General features: G+C 39.6%; 26 protein-coding genes and 1 pseudogene. 16 read left to right on the plus strand and 11 right to left on the minus strand.

Annotation, left to right across the window (positions count from 1 at the left end):
* Window positions 1–36 precede the first annotated feature (36 nt).
* Window positions 37–882, plus strand: coding sequence for an SDR family oxidoreductase (locus FZC79_RS20070; RefSeq protein WP_148948483.1), 846 nt, complete (start codon window positions 37–39; stop codon window positions 880–882).
* Between the two features lie 1,161 nt (window positions 883–2,043).
* Window positions 2,044–2,913, plus strand: coding sequence for a DMT family transporter (locus FZC79_RS20075; RefSeq protein ID WP_148948484.1), 870 nt, complete (start codon window positions 2,044–2,046; stop codon window positions 2,911–2,913).
* 175 nt (window positions 2,914–3,088) lie between these two features.
* On the opposite strand, the gene FZC79_RS20080 is transcribed toward FZC79_RS20075, so the two are convergent.
* On the minus strand, window positions 3,089–3,733 hold the full coding sequence (locus FZC79_RS20080) for a hypothetical protein (RefSeq protein ID WP_148948485.1): 645 nt from the start codon (window positions 3,731–3,733) through the stop codon (window positions 3,089–3,091).
* A gap of 202 nt (window positions 3,734–3,935) precedes the next feature.
* Complete coding sequence (locus tag FZC79_RS20085; RefSeq protein ID WP_148948486.1) at window positions 3,936–4,472, minus strand: hypothetical protein; 537 nt, start codon at window positions 4,470–4,472, stop codon at window positions 3,936–3,938.
* A gap of 274 nt (window positions 4,473–4,746) precedes the next feature.
* Between FZC79_RS20085 and FZC79_RS20090 the strand changes: the two genes are divergently transcribed.
* On the plus strand, window positions 4,747–5,379 hold the full coding sequence (locus FZC79_RS20090) for a DUF6944 family repetitive protein (protein ID WP_148948487.1): 633 nt from the start codon (window positions 4,747–4,749) through the stop codon (window positions 5,377–5,379).
* Window positions 5,380–5,490: 111 nt separating this feature from the next.
* On the opposite strand, the gene FZC79_RS20095 is transcribed toward FZC79_RS20090, so the two are convergent.
* Entirely contained in the window at window positions 5,491–6,285 is a 795-nt protein-coding gene (locus FZC79_RS20095; RefSeq protein ID WP_148948488.1) for a hypothetical protein, read from the minus strand.
* Window positions 6,286–6,655: 370 nt separating this feature from the next.
* Here FZC79_RS20095 and FZC79_RS20100 point away from each other — a divergent pair, with 370 nt between their 5' ends.
* Window positions 6,656–7,855 (plus strand): YecA family protein, encoded by a 1,200-nt coding sequence (locus FZC79_RS20100; RefSeq protein WP_252183413.1) that lies wholly within the window; start codon window positions 6,656–6,658, stop codon window positions 7,853–7,855.
* A 666-nt stretch (window positions 7,856–8,521) separates the two neighbouring features.
* On the opposite strand, the gene FZC79_RS24045 is transcribed toward FZC79_RS20100, so the two are convergent.
* The 3 genes from FZC79_RS24045 to FZC79_RS20115 all read right to left on the minus strand — a co-directional run bounded on the left by FZC79_RS24045 (window position 8,522) and on the right by FZC79_RS20115 (window position 9,343).
* The gene (locus tag FZC79_RS24045; RefSeq protein ID WP_187445176.1) at window positions 8,522–8,749 is read right to left on the minus strand and encodes a CPBP family glutamic-type intramembrane protease; all 228 of its coding nucleotides are present in this window, start codon (window positions 8,747–8,749) and stop codon (window positions 8,522–8,524) included.
* The gene (locus FZC79_RS20110; protein WP_148948490.1) at window positions 8,712–9,068 is read right to left on the minus strand and encodes a hypothetical protein; all 357 of its coding nucleotides are present in this window, start codon (window positions 9,066–9,068) and stop codon (window positions 8,712–8,714) included. The genes FZC79_RS24045 and FZC79_RS20110 overlap by 38 nt, the downstream gene beginning before the upstream one ends.
* 62 nt (window positions 9,069–9,130) lie before the next feature.
* Window positions 9,131–9,343, minus strand: coding sequence for a hypothetical protein (locus FZC79_RS20115; RefSeq protein ID WP_148991452.1), 213 nt, complete (start codon window positions 9,341–9,343; stop codon window positions 9,131–9,133).
* A gap of 179 nt (window positions 9,344–9,522) precedes the next feature.
* Here FZC79_RS20115 and FZC79_RS20120 point away from each other — a divergent pair, with 179 nt between their 5' ends.
* Both FZC79_RS20120 and FZC79_RS20125 read left to right on the plus strand, forming a co-directional pair.
* The gene (locus FZC79_RS20120; protein ID WP_148948492.1) at window positions 9,523–10,653 is read left to right on the plus strand and encodes a serine hydrolase domain-containing protein; all 1,131 of its coding nucleotides are present in this window, start codon (window positions 9,523–9,525) and stop codon (window positions 10,651–10,653) included.
* A gap of 123 nt (window positions 10,654–10,776) precedes the next feature.
* Window positions 10,777–11,133: a hypothetical protein gene (locus tag FZC79_RS20125; RefSeq protein ID WP_148948493.1), complete on the plus strand. Its 357-nt coding sequence runs from the start codon at window positions 10,777–10,779 to the stop codon at window positions 11,131–11,133.
* Window positions 11,134–11,375: 242 nt separating this feature from the next.
* Here FZC79_RS20125 and FZC79_RS20130 read toward each other — a convergent pair whose 3' ends face one another.
* Window positions 11,376–12,176, minus strand: a complete 801-nt coding sequence (locus FZC79_RS20130) for a protein kinase family protein (RefSeq protein WP_148948494.1) — start codon at window positions 12,174–12,176, stop codon at window positions 11,376–11,378.
* 927 nt (window positions 12,177–13,103) lie between these two features.
* On the opposite strand from FZC79_RS20130, the gene FZC79_RS20135 reads away from it, so the two are divergent.
* From FZC79_RS20135 to FZC79_RS20150, 4 genes are all read left to right on the plus strand, one after another.
* Complete coding sequence (locus FZC79_RS20135) at window positions 13,104–13,475, plus strand: GntR family transcriptional regulator (protein ID WP_148948495.1); 372 nt, start codon at window positions 13,104–13,106, stop codon at window positions 13,473–13,475.
* 4 nt (window positions 13,476–13,479) lie between these two features.
* Window positions 13,480–14,346: an ABC transporter ATP-binding protein gene (locus FZC79_RS20140; RefSeq protein WP_148948496.1), complete on the plus strand. Its 867-nt coding sequence runs from the start codon at window positions 13,480–13,482 to the stop codon at window positions 14,344–14,346.
* A complete protein-coding gene (locus FZC79_RS20145) occupies window positions 14,339–14,944 on the plus strand; it encodes an ABC-2 transporter permease (protein WP_148948497.1) in 606 nt (201 codons plus the stop codon). The genes FZC79_RS20140 and FZC79_RS20145 overlap by 8 nt, the downstream gene beginning before the upstream one ends.
* An 84-nt stretch (window positions 14,945–15,028) precedes the next feature.
* A complete protein-coding gene (locus FZC79_RS20150) occupies window positions 15,029–15,499 on the plus strand; it encodes a small multi-drug export protein (RefSeq protein ID WP_252183414.1) in 471 nt (156 codons plus the stop codon).
* 145 nt (window positions 15,500–15,644) lie between these two features.
* Here FZC79_RS20150 and FZC79_RS20155 read toward each other — a convergent pair whose 3' ends face one another.
* Both FZC79_RS20155 and FZC79_RS20160 read right to left on the minus strand, forming a co-directional pair.
* Window positions 15,645–16,274, minus strand: a complete 630-nt coding sequence (locus tag FZC79_RS20155; RefSeq protein WP_148948499.1) for a class I SAM-dependent methyltransferase — start codon at window positions 16,272–16,274, stop codon at window positions 15,645–15,647.
* Window positions 16,275–16,585: 311 nt separating this feature from the next.
* Window positions 16,586–17,146, minus strand: coding sequence for a CBO0543 family protein (locus tag FZC79_RS20160; RefSeq protein ID WP_148948500.1), 561 nt, complete (start codon window positions 17,144–17,146; stop codon window positions 16,586–16,588).
* Window positions 17,147–17,540: 394 nt separating this feature from the next.
* Between FZC79_RS20160 and FZC79_RS20165 the strand changes: the two genes are divergently transcribed.
* From FZC79_RS20165 to FZC79_RS20175, 3 genes are all read left to right on the plus strand, one after another.
* Window positions 17,541–17,783 carry a hypothetical protein gene (locus FZC79_RS20165; RefSeq protein ID WP_148948514.1) on the plus strand — a complete coding sequence of 81 codons (243 nt, stop codon included), beginning with the start codon at window positions 17,541–17,543 and terminating at the stop codon, window positions 17,781–17,783.
* Window positions 17,784–17,801: 18 nt separating this feature from the next.
* Entirely contained in the window at window positions 17,802–18,053 is a 252-nt protein-coding gene (locus FZC79_RS20170; RefSeq protein ID WP_148948501.1) for a hypothetical protein, read from the plus strand.
* A 166-nt stretch (window positions 18,054–18,219) separates the two neighbouring features.
* The gene (locus FZC79_RS20175; RefSeq protein WP_148948502.1) at window positions 18,220–18,417 is read left to right on the plus strand and encodes a hypothetical protein; all 198 of its coding nucleotides are present in this window, start codon (window positions 18,220–18,222) and stop codon (window positions 18,415–18,417) included.
* Here FZC79_RS20175 and FZC79_RS20180 read toward each other — a convergent pair.
* Entirely contained in the window at window positions 18,414–18,635 is a 222-nt protein-coding gene (locus FZC79_RS20180) for a hypothetical protein (protein WP_252183415.1), read from the minus strand. The two genes, FZC79_RS20175 and FZC79_RS20180, sit on opposite strands and share 4 nt — an antisense overlap.
* Before the next feature lie 96 nt (window positions 18,636–18,731).
* Here FZC79_RS20180 and FZC79_RS20185 point away from each other — a divergent pair, with 96 nt between their 5' ends.
* From FZC79_RS20185 to FZC79_RS20195, 3 genes are all read left to right on the plus strand, one after another.
* Window positions 18,732–19,391, plus strand: coding sequence for a hypothetical protein (locus FZC79_RS20185; protein WP_148948504.1), 660 nt, complete (start codon window positions 18,732–18,734; stop codon window positions 19,389–19,391).
* A 362-nt stretch (window positions 19,392–19,753) separates the two neighbouring features.
* Entirely contained in the window at window positions 19,754–21,202 is a 1,449-nt protein-coding gene (locus tag FZC79_RS20190) for a SulP family inorganic anion transporter (RefSeq protein WP_148948505.1), read from the plus strand.
* Window positions 21,203–21,214: 12 nt separating this feature from the next.
* Window positions 21,215–21,634, plus strand: coding sequence for a universal stress protein (locus tag FZC79_RS20195; RefSeq protein ID WP_148948506.1), 420 nt, complete (start codon window positions 21,215–21,217; stop codon window positions 21,632–21,634).
* Window positions 21,635–21,827: 193 nt separating this feature from the next.
* Here the strand turns inward: FZC79_RS20195 and FZC79_RS20200 are convergent.
* Window positions 21,828–22,170, minus strand: a pseudogene (locus FZC79_RS20200) (hypothetical protein); the annotation flags it as partial.

Here is a 22,170-nt window from a genome sequence, read left to right on the forward strand (position 1 = left end):
GGTCTTCCCGTCCCTTAATTTATAGGAGGATGCCCAATGAGCATACTTGTGACAGGTTTTACAGGAAAGGTCGGATTTCAAGTGGCACAAGCCTTGAAAGATAGAAATGCCGACTTCATTTGTGGTGTTAGAAATGTCGAGAGAGCGAAGAAAAGACATGAGAACGACTATGAATTTGTTACATTAGATTTTGCCAAACCCGAAACATTCCCAGATTCTCTAAAAAATACCGAACGAATCTTCCTCATGTATCCGCCGGGAGAGAATCTGCAGTTTGAGGAATTTATTTCTCAGGCAAAAGCAGCAGCTGTAAAGCAGGTTGTGTACCTGTCAGTGAAGGATGTTCAATTCATGCCCTTCATTCATCATTATAAAATGGAAAAGCTGATCAAAAAGAGCGAAATACCGTATACCTTTATACGGGCAGGCTATTTCATGCAGAATCTGAATGACTTTCTCTGTAAGGAAATCAGAGAGAGAAAGCGAATCTTTGTCCCGGCCGGAAAGGGAAAGACCAGCTTTGTCGATACCAGGGACATTGCGGAAGTGGCAGCATTATCACTGACCAATCCGAAAAGACATGAGAACAAAAAGTATGTCATAACAGGTGACCAAGCATTGGACTTCTATAAGGTGGCCGAAATCATGACAGAGGTTCTTGGGGTCAAAATTGAGTATACCAATCCATCTGTTAAGGAATTTAAGGAGTTCATGACAGAGACAGGTGAAGACGAAAGCATGACCAATGTTGTCGTGGGTGTCCACTTTCCAACGAAGCTGGGACTCGCCAAAGGAATCAAACATGACTTTGAAAAAGTTACAGGTAAGAAGCCTCGACAAATCGCTCAGTTCATAGAGGATTTTAGGGGAAGCTGGGTATAGCGGGGATGTATTCACTGTAAAAAGGCTTAGAGACGACATTTGGTCTCTACGCCTTTTTTATGTGGTACCAATTAAAACGGCTAGGAGAAAAAAGCCGACCTCTGAAAAAAGAAGTATGAAAATAAGGGATGAAAGTTCCCTTATTTAGTAGAACTCATAAGAAACAACTGAAATAAAGGAATTTTTTACCGCTATCCACTTGAAAAACGGTAAATAAGGTGATTTTTCTGGGCTTAAGGGAAAAATGTTCCCTTATTTAGTAATGATACAGTTAGATTCAGCAATTAACGGAAGAAAGTTCCCTTATTTTGCATCTAATTGTTAGGTTGCTCTATAAAGGGTAAAATTTTCGTGCTAATTTGTTTCATGCCCCTGGACTGTGAAAAATCATATAGAAAGAAAATCGGTTATAGTTATTGGCACGGGGTTCAGTTTTGAGGAGCAATGCAGGGATTGTGTGAAGGTAGAATAGAATGTAATACAGAAACCTTTACTTTAACTCAACAATAACCGCAATAGACTGTGTATTTAATAGAAGATACTGGTAACAGCAATGGGCTTAGAGACTTTTCCTCTTAGCCTTTTTGGTCTGTGAGTTTCACTATGGTCAGGTTTGCCTTCTTAAAGTTTGTACCTCACATGCCCCCTTTAAATTTATTAGGACACTCAGAAGGTAAAAACAAAAAGAGCCCTCTAAAAAGAAATCCATAACTACAATAATATTCCAAGTCCTATTGCCACATACTTTTCCTAGAAGTACTGCAGTTCTTTAAGGAGGAGATCGCTATGGATGATCCAAAACAAGAAAGTAAGATGCTGGAAAACATAAAATAAAAATACTATAACATTATTATGTAAACAATAAGGGTTTTCCAATAGAATAAACTTCGCACAAAAATAGGATCACTAATGATATTGGTTATTTTGTTTAGAAGAGAGAAGAAGGGCAGATGTACTTTTCATCTGCTCTTTTACTTTTTATACATCATGAATAGGTTTTAGGAGTGTATACAAGGGAATTACCGTTAATACCTTTTAAAAAAAACTTGTATTAGGATACTAGTGAATGGTTCGTTCCTTTCTATTACCGGTTGCACTTACTACAAGTTTATTATCATGTTATAAAAGGTGCGAGCCATATTTATATTTAGGAGGCACACAATGAAATATGCAGGCATAGGGTTAGTGATGTTAGCCGCTGTATGCTGGGGCATTAGTGGCGGAATAGCCGGTATCTTAATGGGGAAAGGCTGGGATCCAATAGTGATCTCACTATACCGGGGAGCTGTTGGATTTCTTTGTTTTTTCTCATGGTTTCTGTTTCGAGTTAAGCAGAATTGGATTTTCAATAGGCGTTTCTATTTATGGGCAGTCTTGGCGGGGGCAGGGGTTGCAGGAAATTTCACTTTTTACTTCTTAAGCATTCAGGCTGCCAGCATTCCAATTGCCTCCACTCTAATGTACACGGCGCCAGTCTTCGTCCTTCTGCTCTCGTTCGTACTGGGCAAAGAGCGTTCGACCTGGTTTAAATGGGGATGCATTGCAGGGGTGCTTGCAGGAATCATCCTCCTTACAGGCGCCTACAATCTCGAAACCCTTTCTATAAGTTTTCTAGGGATAGCAGCTGGTCTGGCTGCCGGCCTTTCTTATGTACTGTTTATATTCGGGTTTAAAAATGCTTCTAAGATTGGAAAGCCGCAGACTACGTTAACCATCGCCTTTTTTTCCTTTTGTATCATCCTTTTTCTTTTATCCAACAAAGGGGAAGCAGCTAGTGTATTGACTTCAGCTGACTTAGGCTGGTTTCTGCTGTTAGGAATTCTCGGTGCGGGAATTTCTTTTATCTTTTATGTGATTGGAATACAAAAGACGGCACCGACAACCGCTTCAATGGTAGCGATGATCGAACCTGTTACAGCTTCATTATTTGGTCTTTTGATTCTGGGGGATCACTTGAACCTGATTCAATATCTTGGTATGGTGATCATCCTGGCGACAATTACTTTGCTTAGTGTAAAGCAGTCCGACTGATAGAAAAGAAAATAGTGAAAGTCACCGTAGCGTTTTTGTTCGGGGACATAAGAATATTTTACCTTATAAGAACAGTGGTCGTTTTTACTTTATTCAGTGCCACAGAAAAAAGAGAGTGATAATCATATAAAGATAAGGTTCAAGCTGAGCTTGAACCTTATCTAGTTAAAAAGTATTAATTACAATCAGGCAAAATATGGACAATTACATAGGTTGCCGTAATTTTATCACCAATTTGACATAGACTGCATCTAACCGCGAAAGAGAATACCTCGCCATTACAAAAGTCAGGACACACGTCCACTTCATCCAGCGGAGTATAACAGAGAACCTCATCTACACAGGTAGATCCTGGGCAAATAAACGGTCTTACTTCCTGATCGTTACAATTTTGATTACCATCATTAAAGTAGGTGTTCAAGTCAAATGTGAGATAGTAGTTGAGCGGACCTGTTGCTCTTACTTCATTTACAGTTGCAGCATCCGGAAGGATTCCACAATCTGTAACAGCCGCTACAGTCGTTGGGGAGATACAGCATTCCAGGGAAAAAGGATCATTAATAACTCTTGAAAAAAGAGGTGGAGTGCTAATGATAGTGCCCCCAGCATTTGGCAGTTCGATTGTACATTGATCCAGAACCACTGCAAAACAATCCGCAGCCTGATTCTCTACCTGATCAAGAGCCACTTGCAATGACGCTGATAGTTCAAAATCACCTGCATCTTTTGCTTCTAGCATAGCTTCTCTTAAACTGCTGAGTACTAAGTTCAATTGCTCTCTCTTATCTGTCTGTTTTGCCACCCTTTTGTTGTTGGTCAACTTAAAAACTCCTTTATAATATATTTCTATTTCTCTACTAGAGTATTCAAGACAACCTGTCATGCTTGGGTGGTTTACCTTTCGAATGATCCATTCTTTGAAAATGAGATTTTTACCTAAAACAAGAATCTCGAGTTTAAAAGAATCGCCAAAAAATTTTTAAGCTGCTGCTGCAGTACTGTTTCGTCATCATGTTAACCGATTATTCGGGGGATTTAGGGCCTGGTGGTAATCTTCTCCTTACCACTTTTGTTTCGTTAGAACCTTTTTCAGCCATTGACTCTCGTTCATTCATCACCACTCTATTTTCAAGATGAAGTATTTTTTTATAGAGATTATCCTTTATTAGCTCTGTATTTTCCAAAAAGCTGGCTTCTGTAATAAATTCACTGTGACTTAATTCGTTGATTGTTAAGGCTTGAGCAGCTAATTCTTTTTCGAACCTTTCCATTCGCTTTTCAAGGAAATCTATCTTTTTTTGGCTTTCCAAGATCGCTTTGAGTGAATCGTTAAATATAACTGCAATATCATAAACATTTGCTAAGGCAAGTTCGATGTTTTTGTAATTTTCAACTCTTTCAAGTAAAAGGTCATTTTCCATTTCGAGCTTTTCAATTCTTGATGTTAATTGAAGATGGTCTTTTGAATACTCCTCTTTTCTTTTCCCGTCCTTCTTTGTTTTCTTTTCAATTTGCGCTTCCAGCAGGGAAAGCCATGTTTCTGTCGTATTTATCTTCACCTGAATCCACCTCTCTCTCTTTGAGTTAGTATATGTTGGGCAGGGCTGTGGTGATTATGGTTCCTTCCATACAAATGTTTTAGGATCATTTTTTCGTACCCCATTTTAACTAGCAGCAAAGTTGCAAAAAGAACCAAATGAAAAGGTCGAACTTTATATAGGGGAGAGACTGACCTATGAGGTTTAATTATTGCAGAAGTTTTCGTATTTAGCATCAAGATTCCCCATTTGCAACTTCTGGTTACCTTCATACACTGATAGTAAGAAACCGGGAATGAAAAGGGTGATAAAAGTGGATGATTACTACAGTACATTGCTTGAAACGGCAGGAGGGTGGATCCAGGCAGGAGGAGCTGCAATTGTTTCTGTCGGCGGGACGACTTTAGCCAGCACTTCAGAAGACTCTTCGGTGGAAAAGGGCTTAAAGCTCGTTGCCCTTGGAAATGGGATTGAAGCATCGGGAAACGCCCTTCAAGCTATAGGAAGAGAAAAAGCTTCTTTTGAAAAACGAACGACTCTTACTATCCTCGGTGCATGGCTTCAGGCAGCTGGGAACATTACTAATGTTGCTGCAGCCCTTCTTATTCTAGACGAAGAGGAAGAAAACGGGTTCAAGCTTGACGTCGTAGGAGACTCTGTTCAATTTCTAGGAGCCCTGAGTGAAACAGCAGGATTACGTTCATCAGAAGAGACACCTTTCTTAAAGACTTTGGTTTCAGGCAATCTCATCCAATCATTCGGACTCCTCATTGAAGCAATAGGAGCTTTGTACAATGTTAAGGGTCAAATTAAGTTGGGGGAAAGAATCAAAGCAATAGGAAATTACATTCAAACAGCAGGAGTGACGATTGCTGCGATCGGATTGACGGAGAAATTAGAATCAGAAGTGCAGCCATTCTTTCATTAAGGAAGTGAAAACTTTTAACATTGTGTGATTGCTTATTTATGGAGGAGTTTGAAAGTAGTCTAAGTAATTGCCTTATTAGAAGGGAACTGTTTATTGTTCCATGAGACCTCTTTAATTTTCTACACGTTTTTCTAACTTAAAGATGCGCTTATCCATGTGAGTTAGTCTGCTATTGAGGTAATCAAATTCAGACTCAGTGTATTTACGAGAAGTCTTTAACAAAGCAACTACATCCTGAGTTTGGGATGCTTCAATCCTGTCTACAGTTTCTTGTACTTTATCAACAGAGCCTTCTATACTTCTATAAGATTCCTCTAGGTTTCCGACAGAACCTTCTAACCCATTAACAGTGCCTTCTACGTTTCCGACAGAATCTTTTAAACCATTAACAGTGCCCTTTAAACTTTCAAAAGACCCTTCTAAGTTTCCGACAGAACCTTCTAACCCATTAACAGTGCCTTCTACGTTTCCGACAGAACCTTCTAACCCATTAACAGTGCCTTCTACTTTTCCGACTGAATCTTTTAAACCATTAACAGTGCCCTTTAAACTTTCAAAAGACCCTTCTAAGTTTCCGACAGAACCTTCTAAACCACTAACAGTGCCCTTTAAACTTTCAAAAGACCCTTCTAAGTTTCCGACAGAACCTTCTAGACCACTAACAGTCCCTTCCATACTTTTAAAAGAACCTTTTAAACCATTAACAGTGCCCTTTAAACTTTCAAAAGACCTTTCTAAGTTTCCGACAGAACCTTTTAACCCAGTAACAGAGCCTTCTAACCTTCTATAAGAGCCCTCCAAGTTTCCGACAGAACCTTCAACTTTCTCAAGTCTTCCATTCATTTCAACTATCACTCTTTGACCTTGTCTTAATTCGAGCAATATTTGATTCAATACTTCTTCCATTTTTAACACCTCCTTTTTTTGTATTATAGCACAGTGGTCCAAGGGGAGCGGTAGTTATTTTTTTGAAGTATTTTGTTAAATTCGTGGTTGGTTAAGATTAAAATTTAAGTGATTTTGTCTTAAATCAGTGACCTTTAAGGTAGGCAGAAAGGAGCTGCTCTCCCTTTGAAACCTGAAAAAATTAGTATCCAGGGATTTCTGATAGCACTTCGTATTACAATCTTTCATTGTTCAGAAGTTTCATCGCTTCATGTTTGGTATAATGATTTCTATAATCTATTAAGGTCCGATATCATGTATTGATCTAACTACTGATGCTATGAAAAGTAGATATAGGTTCTTATTAATTTCAAATGAAGAAGGTGTTAGAGTGGCAGACAAGCAGCTGCAGGCAGCGATGAAAAATATTCTGTCAGGATTGAACAATATGAAAGAGGAACATGAAAAGAGCAGATTTATCAAGTTTTGGAGTGATATAACCATTCCTCTTAAGTTGAAGGATGCATTAGGAAACTTTAAAAAATATGAATTAGACGACATACGGAAGGCGCACGATATTCAAGGCGTCAGCAGTTTGAAGAAGGCCGATTTGCAGAAGGTTTTGGAAGAAAGGATCTTGTCTCTAGGAAACCTTTACTTGCTTTGGGACGAAGAGCGTTTCGGGTGGCTTATCAAAGCAGCTAGCAACGGAGGGCACGTGTCTGCAGGCAGTCTCGGATGGGAGCAGGTTGAATATCTCCGTACAACCGGCCTGATTTATTCTGGTACTTACAATGGTGAAAAGAGTCTGGTTGTTCCTCAAGAATTGATAACTGCAATACTAGAGCTGAATAAGGATGAAAATGCCACCTCGGTTATAAGAAGAAATACTGAATGGATTAAGCTGACAAAAGGGCTGCTGTATTATTATGGGACCTTAAGTTTTACAGTTCTTATTGAGATGCTGGAAAAATACACAGGGAAAGCTTTGCCGATTAGAGAGTACCTATATGTTATTCATGAGGCTAATGCTTATCGGCGCAAGGATATTCGTATAGATGACAATGGCTATTCCGATAAAAGGGTTATGGATCCTAAGAAGGTCAAGGAGGAGCATAAGTCCAGAAGCAATGTTGCATATTATCCTTTTACGAAAGATCAGCTTCTGACGGCAGGGGAGCAAAACTTTACCGACAGGAATCGAAGTTACTTACAATTCGTCCGCTTTCTTACTGCTAACTTTTCGGTTGAAAAGGATATCGCTGAACAGATCGTGGAAGAGTGTACTTATGCCGTAAGAATTGATCAAGGACCTAATGAGGTCATGCAGTATTTAAGCCGTCATCTGGAAATGGATTCTATGGAAACTCTTCAGGAAGTAGCCGACCATGTTGTTCACCTCATGAATAATACAAGACAATGGATCTTGAAGGGGTACACTCCTGCAGAACTGGGACGCCTGGAACGAAATCATCTGCAGCCTGTTCCTTCGAAAGAAATAAATAGAGTAAAAGAAGAGAGGAAGGCTGGCCGCAATGACCGTTGTCCGTGTGGAAGCGGCAAGAAGTATAAGAAGTGTTGTGGTGCCTGAATCTTTTGCTGACTTTTCGAGATGAGAAGTCGCTTTTTTGAATAAAAATTATTGAAACTGTCTATTTTTGGCTCTTTTCGTAAACTTTGTTGCTATTTAATATTAATTTGTGAAAAAACCCCCATCTTATGGGGAATGTCCTGGTAAGCAGGAAAAAAAAGCTACTCCCTCCGTCTGGAGAAAAAACCTTAGTATCCCCGGGGAGATCCGAAAGCAACAATGTATACGAATTGGTCTTTTTTTATTACCTTCCTAGATAGGTAGAACAAACATTGCTCGATAGGTCAGAGTTCGGCGTGCGAATATTAAAAGTGTTCTCAATGAGGGTTCTAGAGGCCCAAGAAACGGGGAAATCAGCGATGAAGGGAGTCAAGGAGAATTATAGAGATTTATGAAGCATAGCCCTTTTACCAAGAGGGTTAAAATTCCCAGGTGAAACAGCTGTAACTTTAATTAAACATATGCAAATTATTAATTTGAATTCTATCAAGCAGTTTAGTTTGTATCTGAGTGAACGTATATAGATTAGTGAGACGGATTTTTTACATTTTCATTTTGGCGGATAGAAAGAACTGTGCTTTGGGAGATTATCTGTATGTTCCTGGGAGGGTGGTTATTTCAGAAATTTTGATCGTGCTGTTGACAAACAGCATCCTTCCAAAACAGTCAGCTAAAGTGCTTCCTGATCTGAAACGTCCCTTTCACAAGTAGGTTGCCATAAGATTCCAGAGAGCGCCAGATTGTTTCATAGGGATTGCTGTGAATGCTGGCAAATATGATAGAAGAAATAATCAGCATGACATATCTGATTCTATGAGAAGGTACCATCAGCAGAAGTCCTCTGTACAAAAATTCTTCACCAATGGGTACAAGTACACAAACTCGATACAACAATATTAATAAGAAAAGGATCCTGAAAACCAGCAGTGGCTTTTATTAAAAGGAACACGACAAACAGAACGGAGAAAATCCAAGCGTAGGTTTTTTTATCTTTCAGCACACTAACCTTAAATAAGTGGTTATACTGTTCTTTGAAAATCACTAAAAGCAGCATGAAAAACAGAATGACAGCCAGCCGGTTTTCCAACTTAAACCTTAGAGCATCTGGAATATCTTCTAAAAATAATTCAGGTAATTTGATACTTTCGAATAGAAAGGCTATTGTTGTCAATGTGATCAGCAGGACTGTCTTCTTAATAATGGTCAACTTCATTCAGCTTATTTCCTCTCCTAAACCTTTGTTTTGCTGAGAACCTTAACCAGGGAGGAATATCACTACTCAAATCGGCCGCGTTTCTTTTTTCGCTCAAGGTAATCTTCATACAATAATTCATAACAAACCTCTGCAGCTTCTATAGGGTCTTTACCCTGAACAAGTACCTCTTTATATTCAGCGATATAGCCATCCTTTATTTTTTTCACCCATACTGTAACATTAGGACTCTTCTCTTTTCCTGGCACCAGAAAAAGCGCAAACTGTTTCATCATCAACACTCCCTTTACAACATTTTACCATTTTTTTTGCCCGAGGATTCATTTTTTCTTAAAAGTCCTTTTCATAGTTTGATAAATGTTAAATATGCTCTCTATTAAAGATTTTTTAGTCTATGATACACTAGAGCTGGAAAAACTTGATTAGTTAATATGAAATTAGTATTGGAGGGCGTATGACAATTCTAAAAGAAAAACTCAGTCAGATAACAAATTACATAGATACAACTTTAAATGAGCATGGAGGAATTGGTGCAGCTGTTTCAATAGTAAAAGATTCAGAAATTGTTTTTTCTCAAGGATTTGGCCACTCTCAGATTCAACCAGTAAATAAATCTATAGACGAAGATACAATGATGAGCATTCAAAGTATTTCTAAGAATTTTATGGCGCTTTCCATCATGCAGCTTGTTGAAGATAAGAAGGTTTCTTTGCACGATCCCGTTGTTCGATTTTTGCCCTATTTCAGAACCAAGGAGAAACAGCAAAGTGACACGATTACGATCCGTCATATTTTATCGCATACGGCAGGATTTCCTGCAGATTTAGGAATTGCTAATATGACTGCTCCTAATGTTAGAGAAATCTTTTCTGATACTCCAACAGAATTTCAGGAAGCATTGGATCATTATAAACTGACAGAAGAAGATCTTAATAGCATCACCAGCCGTGAAGATATCACCAGATGGTTTGAAAATGTCGAATTAGAATACCCGGTCGGAAAGGGCTGGAATTATTGCACAGATGCTTATGTGATCCTCGCTGATTTGTTTGAAAAGGTTACTGGAGAGTGTTGGGAGACACAACTGAGGGACAGTGTTCTCACGTCATTGAACATGGAAAGAACAACGTGGAAGCCGGAAACAGTAGAAAGTGATGCAAACAGCGCTAGATATTATTTGGGAAAGGATAAAGTAGAGACTCCTTTTCCACAGCATCCTTTATCGGCTCCAATTGGATATTTATATTCAAGTGCCTGCGATCTGGCGAAGTACTTGTTATTTCATTTAAACGGCGAACCGACCATATTGCGGACAGAATACATCAAAGAAATGCAAGAACCAGTCCACCTTGTTAGTAAAGAGTGGCGATTCGGAAGCGAAGTAAGAAGCTACGGGCTTGCCTGGTTTACTGATATGTATAAGGGCTATAAGGTGGTAGAACATGGCGGGGGACAAATGGCTGTAAGGTCTTTAATAAGCATGGTCCCCGAATTAAACCTGGGAGTGGTCGTCTTACTCAACTTTGATGGAACAGTTCATCATGATATTTGCGATAAAATTATTGATACTTTTATAGATAACTGATTATTTCTAAACAATCAAGTACTATAGCGAATCACTGCACGATTTTTGCAATGGCTAAATGGAATGATATCACCAAAGATTCCTTATACATAGAATATAAGGAAAACAAGGGGTGAGAAAGCTGTGAATTTCAATATGTCTTCTGCAAAGCTGCTGGCATTGAACTTACAAGGGTTTTTAGATTTAGTGGATCGAACATACCGGCAACATTCATTCATCGTTTTGAATCAGGATATTTTATATCGGCTGAAGCTGCTGGTGGAGGAATTCAGGCTTCAGGTATTAACCGATGAGCTGGTACGGTTAACTAAATATGAGGACGAAGAAAGACAAACTCTGGTGAACATCGAGAAAGTTCATGAAAAGGTCTTAATTATAGAAGAATACATCGAGAATAATTATGATGATTTGTTTCTTTTTTCCGGCAGGGTACATAGCATTAGGTCTATCATTGATTCGATTGGCAAGGGGAAAGGATAAGCATGACAGTAGAATGAACTCCTTAATGTTCCGTCGTTTCTGCCTTTTATTAGATCACTTCAGTCTGAAAAGGAAGGTTCAGATTACTGAAGAGTTACAAAATTTAAGTAATCTCCAGGGGATCTCAGCAAGAATATCGTTAAGTGAAAAAAAGGAGTGTCCTCATCAAAATGATTAGACACTCCTTTTAATGTGCAATTGTTAGTTTAGTACTCAAAAACAGAACCCGTAAGAAGTTTTCCTTACGCTTGTTCTTTGAACTTCGCAATAATGCCTTCTATATCAGAGGAGATGTCATCAATATGGTCATAAGCCTCTTCCGACCGCAGCATTCTCCTGATCAGCTTTCTTGTATCTTCTGTGATGGTTAATTCTTCTTCCCAAGATCGTTCTTGCTTGGAATCTGGTTGAAAGTTGGAATAGAGCAAAAAGAGAAGAAAGTGTCCTAACGCATAATAATCACTTTTATATGAGTGTTCACGAAAAAGGTCTTTTTCAGAAGTTTCATCTGGTAAGGACTGAGTATGAGACTTCTCGCCAAATACAGCAAGGCCAAAGTCGATAACATGAATGCCCTTTTCGTTAATAATAATATTGGGCAGGCGCAGGTCGCGATGGATGCACTGACTCTCATGCAGGTATTGAACGATTGAAGTAACCTGCATGAGAATGGAGAGGCTCTCTTTTTCAGAATAAATGCAAGCTTCATTCAAAATGAGGTCTTCAAAATTCACCCCTTGGATATGCTCCATTACAAGGTACACATTTTCTCTCTCTTGAAAGAGATCAATCTTTTTGGGTATGGAGGGGTGATCCAGCTTGGAAAGGGTTTCCGCCTCTTCAATAAGCATCCCTTCACAATTTTTTCCTTTTCGCTTTCTGTTCCGCTTAACAACAACGATTTCATGCTTCTTTTTATCAGAAGCCAAATAGACCTGACCGTAGCTTCCTTGCCCAATAAAATGGAGAATGCTGTATCTTTCATTAAGGGTCGTTCCTTTTTTAAGAGGGAGGGTCCATAAGTTTTTAAGAAAGTGAATCATTTGTTATCAGCTGCTGCTGTAAGATCTAAAAAAGCCGCTCGATTTATGTTTTCTCTTATAATGCGAATGACCATACTTGGAAGGGTGATGGCCGGAATATCTCTTTCTGGAATAACGGCTGCTGCTGGAGTATTTTCGATGAGACTTACTATTAAGAAGACTTTTTAAGATTTTCTTTAACATGTGTATTCCCCATTTCTATTTTTGGATATAAAAAAACACTCTGCCGAAAGATGGTAAAGTGTCTGCGTAAAAAGGGGCTTTACCAATCATGGCAAAGGTCTCGCTAACAACAAATGCTGCCGACCAGGCCGAGGATTTCTCCTGTAGTGACGACCTGATTGTAAAAGCTACTCCCCTTTGGAGTATTTAATTATAAATTAACTTTAGCAGTTGGGGCCGGATAAAGCAATAACTATTTATTAGGGAGAAAGGCAGAGTTACTATGGAAGGGATTATTGACTCAGAAAGCAGACAGTATGTTGGCAGGGTTCATATTGGAAGGATGTTTTCGCATATTTTGTTGCTTCCAGAAAAATTCCAAGAGCTGCATAATCCCCGGATACTTAGAGTTTTATCTTTTATGGTGGAATAGCAGCTTTTTCTTTTCGATCTTACCGTATATTAACCTTCTGGTATTAATATTTCTTCGGAATTGTATCAAATAGCAACAAAGTTCACGTAAAGAGCCTATTGTAAAGAGCTGAGAAAATCATCAGCGTCACCTTAACTAGGCTGGACCAAAGATGAAATCAGGCTGATTTCTATTTGAGTACACAATTAAATCCGGAATAAGTGTTGTATTGAATCATCAAATTTGTATATAATGTATTTATAGTATATATACAATATTTCTTCGACCTGCAATTGAAGGATTTTACCCGTACTACAAAGATACCTTGAAAAAATGACAGAAGAGGGAATGGCATGAAAATTATTATATCCAACAGTTCAAAGGAGCCCATTTATGAGCAAATTACGAACCAGGTCAAATCATCTATATTAACAGGTGAACTTCCGGAGGGGGCGGCGATTCCTTCGATGCGCAAGCTTGCAAAAGACTTGCAAATCAGTGTAATAACAACGAAGCGCGCTTATGAAGAATTGGAGAAGGCAGGCTTTATCTATTCCATTGTGGGCAAAGGGTCGTTTGTTGCAGAACAGAATTTAGATATGATCAAGGAAAAGAAGCAGAAAGTCATTGAAGAGCAGCTGAGTGCGGTCATCTCCAACAGCAGGGAGATCGGAATGTCACTGGATGAGCTTCAAGAGCTTATGAAAATTCTTTATGAGGAGTGATGAAATGGAAAATGTAGTTGAATTTAAAAAGGTTACAAAGGAATTCAAAGAGTTTTCCTTGAACAATATGGATCTTCAGGTGAAGCAGGGATATGTAACGGGATTCATTGGGGCAAATGGAGCCGGAAAGTCAACCACGATCAAAATGATCATGAATTTATTAAAGCCGGATAGCGGTGAGGTAAAAGTGTTCGGTCTTGATTATCAAACTCATGAAAAGGAAATTAAGGAGCGCATAGGTTTTGTATATGACGGCAATGTATTTTATGAAGGATTAAACTTAAAGGATATTAAGAGAATAGTAGGGCCGGCGTACAAACGATGGGACAATGAATTGTTTTACCGGTACACAGAGCAATTTCAGCTGCCTCTTAATAAAGCGATTAAGACCTTTTCAAAAGGGATGCAGATGAAGGCTTCATTGGCGATTGCCCTTTCGCATCATGCAGAATTGATCATAATGGATGAGCCAACAGCCGGATTGGACCCGATTTTCCGTCGCGAGCTGCTCGATCTTTTACAGGAGTTAATGATAGACAGCAGACGCACAATATTCTTTTCAACCCATATTACAACCGACTTGGATCGAATCGCTGATTACATAGCTTTGATGCAGAATGGAGAATTGGTATTTCATCATTCCGTTCACGAGATGGAAGACCATTATGCCCTTGTGAAAGGAGGTCTGGATCTTCTCGATCGAGACACAGAAAAAGCATTTCTTCATATCAAGCGGGCTTCAACGGGATTTGAAGCATTGACAGATGATTTAAATAGCATCAAGAAGATTTTTGGAGATTCAGTTGTCATAGAAAGGGCCTCGTTGGAAGAAATAATGTACTACTTGAAAGGGGAGAAGCAGCATGCTTAATTTAATCAGGCGGGATATCATCCTTCAAAAATGGCAGCTCCTATTCTTTATCCCCATTATTCTTTTCTTTATTTTGATGGGCTCACATCCCGTTATGACTTTTCTGGTGGCAAGTATTTTTATTCCTTTTAATGCCTATGCCTACGATGAAAAAGCAGAGACGAACATTTTATTAAATTCCCTGCCTTATACCCGGGCGGAAATTATTTCCTCGCGATACCTCGGGGCCATTGGTTATATGCTCGCTGCAGTAGGGGTGACCAGCCTGTCATTAGTCCTGTTCGATGTACCCTTTACAATAAAGGATATTGCCATCAGCAGCAGTTTGTTCCTATTATTTTCTTCTTTTACGTTTCCTTTATTTTATATTTTTAAGACAGGGCATATTTTTACAGTTATTCTTATCACCTTTCTTGCTCTAGCAGGTGTCGGGCCTAAAGCCGTCATCTATTTAGCTCAGCATTCAACTGCTTTTATCGACTTTATTGCAAGTCTGTCTATACCTGTCGTCTATACAGGAGCTGCTCTTATCGTGTTCAGTGTTTATGCGGGTTCTTGGGTATTCAGCCACTTTGTTTACCAGCGAAAGGCATTTTGATTTGTAACGTGGATATTCCATCCATGTGTCAACCCATATATATTATAATAAGAATGAATAAAAAACAGTTGGGGGATTAGAGATTTGGATACTTTATGGGGGTACATTCTGGTATTTTTATTAGCGGCAGCACCTTTTTTTGAGGCATATGGTGTCATTCCATTAGCGATCATCGCGGGATTAACACCGGTGCCTGTCATCATCTTAGGACTTTTAGGAAATATAGCAACAGTACTGTTGGTGATAGTCTTCATTAATAAAATTAAAGAGTGGCGGCAAAAGAAGAAGGAAGGAAAAGAAAAACAAGAAAGCAAAAGAGGACTGCGCGCTCAGAAGCTCTGGAAAAAATACGGTCTGCCGGGGTTGGCCATCATTGGCCCTCTGTTAGTTGGAAGTCATCTCACAGCTGTAATGTGCTTATCCTTTGGAGGATCAAAAAAGAATACGGCCTATTGGATGGTTGGCAGTATTGTGCTTTGGAGTGTGACATTTGCTACATTAGTGCATTTTGGAATTGATTTATTAGGACATGAAGAGCGAAATTACTTCGAGTAATAGGAAATGATCTGCTTTTCATAAGGGTGATAGAAAGAATAATTCAAGTTGATCAGTAACCACTCCTTGGATGAGTCTGGGAGTGGTTATCTATCAAAGTACCTCTTGGAGATCCTTATTAATCTCGCTGATCTCTCCAAAAGGCTTACTGCTCTGGCACTAGAAGAGTGAAGGCTTGGCTGCTTTTTGCTTTGCGCTCGATGTTTAATATCGCCCAGAAAGCACCGTAGGTCTCGTCGAATAACTCTCCGTTATGTCTTCCAGAATGAAACTTTTCACAAACGAAGATATTCCAGCTGCTGTCAAATTCTCCAGGTTCCCATCCGGATTTATGATTCTGCCATTTACCTCCTTCTAATCCCCAAGCATCTTTTCCATCAGGATGTCTTTGCGGAAGAAACCCGAGCGGTGTAAACAGAATGACCTGAACTCTCGCGACTCTTCTTGCATGCCCGATTAATTTTCTTCGATCCTCTTTCTCTAAATGCTCAATAACATCTGTAAAAATGATAGTATCTACTGAATTGGGGGGGAAGATTTTTAAAATGTCCCAAGCACTATTGATTAGAATATATATTCGATCACGATTTTGAATGTTTTTCTCCAGATGTTCAATATATTCAGCGTAAGGTTCAATGCACACATGAACCTGCGGCTTAATTATTTGCTGAGGTTTGATGCCGCACCCGATATCTATGACACTATCTGTCTGTTTAATATGCTTCAAGACTTCAGGCTGCAAGTTCTGCATTTTTTTGATCTTTATAACAGGCAAAGATTTCAACTCCTTTCCTGCTATGGTTTATTCGGGAGTTGTTCTTTTTGTTCTCTGGAAGGTCAACCTTTTTATGAGTTCTATGTAAATAGGCTTTCTTTCTTAGGGAATATCTTTTCGCTTTAATTTTACTGATTGCGATATAATTTGCAGCTCTATTAGTACTTTTCCCTTTACGTAATTGTCAGTTAATAAGAATTTTCAGCAGAAAGGCCAGGGGAGCTGAACCTAGTATTCCTACAGGAGTACATTTTCAAGTGGCATCATGAAGGGGAAGGCCGGTATTAAACTAAAATGGACAAGGACTCCACTCATCCTTGACCACTAGTTTCGAACCTTTTTATTTTGTTCACTAATAATCGGATAGCTGCTCCGATCAGAATGTAATAGCAGAAGGAATATATATAGTGCCAATTCACATAATGAACGAGGTTAAGCCATTCACAAAATGGCTCTCCAATAAATGCATAGGAGGCTGCCATAATGACAAGTGCGATAGCAAACGATCTTCCTGTTTGAAAGTATTGATACATAAGCATGTAAGGAATAGGTACCATGGACAAATCAAAAGGGAAGGCTCTTGGAATGACTGGAACAAATTCAATGGGATATTCCCAGAACCTGAACTGAAGACCGACTGTATCCAATATAATGGTTATCAGCATAACGATAACACCAAACAAGATAGATTCAGACAGCACCTTTCGTTTCTTTAAAAGTCCCCACAGAACCCAAGGTACAACAAAGAAGCCCAGCAATAGAAACCATTTGGGGGTTAAGAATTCATAGTGAAACCAGCCCTCAGCCTCTAAGGAAAATAAATGATCTTCTAATAGCCTGACTTCCTGGAGATGATTTCGTTCTACACTCATCTTACTCACCCTTTGAGAAGGAATAGTATTAATATGTCCGATGACAGTCGGTTTATCCATTTGGTTGTGTTATAGAGGTATATTCCGAACTATTTTCGAAATAGTAGCAAAGCCTTTTAAAAGAGGTCAGTTAAAAGAGCAGCAAAGCTTCACTTAAAGGAAGGTTGCTTTGCGATATCCCCGGATACTAAGGCTTTTCACTTTTATCTGCGATAGCAGCTCTGTCTTTTCATGTTAACTAGGTAACCCGGTGACTTTAGGTTGTTTTTTCTGGAATTAGTATCAAATAGAACAAAGTTTACGAAAAGAGCCTAAGGGAAAGAACCAACTTTGTCACATTGCGATGATTGAATCATATACATACAGTAACCATTCAAGGACTGGGGGAAAAATCATGCCTGTTTGTGTCGTCTTTAATCAAATCAATGTGCTGAGTATGTCCTCGAATTCGATCGTAGCCTCTGGCCAAAACAGCCAGCCCGATTGGAACGCACAAGGGAAAATGAATGCCGGTATTGGAAATTATGTGAATTCATTTGTATTTGGCTGCTCCAGCGTTATCAATGATCCGGATGTGGTGGATACACCAATTGCCCAGCCTGAGGCAGTCAATCTGCAGCCGACCTCTCAAATTTAAGAAAAGAAGTGTATTTATATGAATGCGATCAATATACAGTTTAGCAATATTACGATCTCTTCTGTTTCTTCTAATTCCGGTATTTTCACCGGGGAAAACACTCAGAGCAATTGGCAGGTCAACAGAAAGAACAATTTCGGGTTCGGCGAAATTGCCGGCTATCAGAATACGGTATCCAATATAGTAACGATCATACATGATAATGATATTGTGGACTCTGATTTTACTCAGTATCAGGAAGGAAACAATCAACCTGTTATTCAAAGCTGACAAGAGGCCGCTATAGCTGTCCTGCCCCATCATTATAAGGGGCGGGATTATTTTTGCAGACTCATTCTCTAGACAACTTGCTTTTTTTCATTGAGTGAAAAGGGCATACTTCTCTCAAAATGTAATATCTATAACATAAAGGGCAGAAGTATCGGAGGAATGCAGCTTGGCAAATATTCGTTTTAAGAGGCTGAAAATTGACAAAATCAAGAATGGATCGGGTCTCTTTTATGGAGAAAATATTCAATACAAATGGACTAAAAACACTGTAAAAGCCGATGGATTAGGGTATGTAAAAGGGAACGGCAACACACTGGCCCGCAATAGTACTTTAATATTCAAAGGTGAGAAGGACAGCGGCTAATCGACTTGCTGTCTAGTATTATCTTCTTTTAGGACAAGGTGTGCACTGTCCGAGTGATGTTGGTTATGTCCGGAGATGCCCCCGAAACCCGACCGGCTTCTTTCGGTTGACTGCCAGTACAACTGCCGATTCCTTCCGATAAAAACTCCTGAGTTGTTTTCTACTTCATGAACATCCAATGTGTCAAAGCAAACGGATGGACTGCTTAACGATATCATAATGGCTGCCTCCTTATAAAAACAATAATTATTGAATTACCCTTATGATATGCAGGATAGGGTGACGAGTGCAAATTCATTCAAAGGGTGAACTATATGACTTCAAAAGAGGATGCCATTCTATCTTCATTGCAAGAACTTCATAAGAGGCTGGACCGTCTCGAAAAAGCCATAGAGGGAAACAAGCATGGCAGCTTGGAAATCCACAATGTCGAAACCCTGAACTTGGAAAAGCTGATGTACCGGCTGGAAACTCTCGATATTAAAGAGCTGAGCGGCTCTTTGAACATAGGTAATACATTTGAGCAGAAACCGGAACCTGCGGGACTGACACGCAAGAAAATATCAAAGAATGTACCAAGTGGTCCATCTGAAGACAACATTGTCATCAAGATCAACAGCAAAGAGATTCCTTATGTTCTTGAAACAGAAAAGCCTATAGACAAGCCCGCAGACAAGCCAGCCAGTACTGTTCCTCCACCCTCAGATTTCTCAATAGGAGATATTCACATCGGTACCATTGAAGATGCCTCTGCAGTCAATTTCGGCAATAACTTTCCCACGAATTTCAGAAGCAATAAGAAACACAACCAAGGTCTTGGAAATATCATCGGAAACAACAATGATATCCATGATTTGAAATCGTTTATGAAAGAGAAAAATGCCAGGGAAGTCTACAATGAAAATCAAGACGACCAGCAGCCGGCATGGGTCGACGTTCTTGAGAAGAAGGCGGATGAGGATATTCCAGAATGATGAGGATTCATTTGTTCCTGGGAGCTGACCTTTCAAGGCACCCGCTACTTCAGGATTGAGAGGGATAGAGGGACGAAAAGAAATGCTCGAGTGGGATTATTGAAGAAATATTTAGGATAAACATAAAAAATGCCATTTAGCAGTCAGGCTTACCCTTTTTTTAGGGTAAGCCTATTAGTGTGGAGGAGTAGATAAGTTTTTTTGGTGTTAGATGGACAGCATAAAAGTGAGGACGATCTAAAGTAGATTGACAATTCTTTTTCTTGCTTAACAGGTTACTTCGATTAATTCTCAAGATTTAATCTAAGAATTCATGTGAAGAGCAACAAAGTTTAAAGAGACTAAAAGAAAGGAGAGATACCATGGAACTTAGTACATACAAACAATCCTGGTTCGGAAATATCAAGGGAGATATTTTATCAGGGCTGGTTGTGGCACTGGCTTTGATTCCAGAAGCTATAGCGTTTTCAATTATCGCTGGCGTTGACCCCATGGTGGGTTTATATGCTTCTTTTACTATAGCGGTCACTATCGCATTTGTAGGAGGAAGACCGGGAATGATTTCGGCTGCGACAGGAGCGATGGCGCTGCTGTTTATTGATCTAGTGGCAGATCATGGACTTCAGTATTTACTGGCTGCCACTATTTTAACAGGAGTTCTGCAAATTCTCTTTGGGGTATTCAAGTTAGCTCGATACATGAAGTTCATTCCACGCTCGGTCATGGTTGGTTTTGTCAATGCTTTGGCTATCTTGATTTTTACCTCTCAGTTACAGCATTTTGAAGGAGAACAACGAATCATCTACCTGCTTGTCGGATTGACGTTAGCGATTATTTATCTTTTCCCTTATGTAACCAGAACTGTTCCTTCTACTTTGGTGGCAATCGTGGCAATCACAGCTTTGGCCATCTTCCTGAATATCGGCGTACGGACGGTGGGGGACATGGGAACCATTACACAGTCGCTGCCGGAATTCTTTTTTCCTGACATCCCATTGAGTATTGAAACACTGATCATTATTTTTCCATATTCATTGGCACTTGCAGTCGTCGGCTTACTTGAGTCGTTACTGACCGCCACAATTGTAGATGATATGACAGGAACTGAAAGCGACAAGAATGTCGAGAGCAGAGGACAGGGAATCGCCAATATTATTACCGGATTTTTCGGCGGGATGGCAGGGTGTGCCATGATCGGGCAGTCAGTCATTAATGTGAAATCAGGAGGCAGGGGACGGCTGTCCGCTTTGGTAGCCGGTGTCTTTCTCATGTTCCTGATCGTCGTCATGGGTGACATTGTCGTGAGAATTCCAATGGCCGCACTGGCAGGTGTCATGATCATGGTTTCTATCAGTACGTTTGACTGGAATTCAATAAAAACACTGAACCTAGTTCCAAAAAGTGACGCAGCAGTGATGATTGTCACTGTGCTTACCGTCATTTTGACTCATAATTTAGCTATTGGTGTGTTTACCGGTATATTATTGAGTGCGGTATTCTTCGTTTCGAAAATCTCGCAAATTCGTGTGGAAAGCACTTTGGAAGGAAAGATAAGAACCTATAAAATCAATGGAGAACTCTTCTTCGCCTCTGTAACTGACCTGCTGAAGAAATTTGATTATGAGGAAAAGGTAGACAGTGTCGAACTGGATTTAAGCAGGTCGCACATATGGGATGATTCTGCTGTAGCGGCTATCGACAAAATTGTCTATAAATTTGAAAGCAGCAATATTTCTGTTCATGTCAAAGGATTAAACGAAGACAGTACAGAATTAGTAAATAAACTGGCAAACAAACTTGGATCACATTAAGGGGGAATGAGTGTGTACAAAAAAATCTTACTCGCATCGGATGGTTCCGAGCATTCAAAACGTGCAGCTGAGAACGCCATTCACATCGCCAAATGCAGTGAGGGGTCAACTGTTGAGGTAGTGTATGTCGTAGATCATGACCGGGCGAAATCTGACGTTCTTTCAAATTGGAACACCAGTGATATAGGAGATACCCGGATCGAGCGTATGAGAGGCGTGGAAAAGCTTGCAAAAGAAAGTGGAGTTTCCTATACACTAACGATTCTGCATGGTGAACCCGGTCCAGCGATTGTGGATCATATTAATAAAAATGGAATTGATATTGCCATTATCGGCAGCAGGGGCTTGAACGGCCTCCAGGAATTTGTGCTGGGAAGTGTCAGCCATAAGGTTGCCAAACGCGCTAATTGTCCGGTGTTGATTGTAAAATAAGGAGGGAGCTTACCTCACAAGTAAACCCGTTATATAGTCAAAGTGAAGGAGGTTAGATCACAGTCTCCTGCACACTGGGAATTACTATGTGTAATAAAAAAGAATAGTAAAAGATTCAAACCGCACTGTTATACGAAAATGGGTTCAATGCTGTTTTTGGCAAAAAAAAGCACCCTCCCAAAAAATAAAATAATTATTTTTTGAAAATCGTTAGTCCATGAAAATTTAAGCTGTTGATTTGTCTTCCTGAATATCTATCATAGCCCATATTCTTCAGTTTTTTTATAAAGTATTCTTTCTTCCTTTCCTTGGTCGGAAGATAATCCCATCCAAGTTCTTTATACGGGGTTCTTTCTTTCAGGACTTGGTAAATAATTCTCAGTAATAAGTGTGCCAGTGCCATGTTTGCCTTGTATGGGCCTCGTCGTTTTACTAAACGATAATAGAATGATGACAGCCTACTATCCTTTTTTTTCACCGCGGCCCAAGCCACTTGACACAATACAGTTTTAAGCCCTTTATTTCCTTTTGAGGAC

The sequence above is a fragment of the Rossellomorea vietnamensis genome, from assembly GCF_008180615.1.
GTDB classification, from domain to species: Bacteria; Bacillota; Bacilli; order Bacillales; family Bacillaceae_B; genus Rossellomorea; species Rossellomorea vietnamensis_D.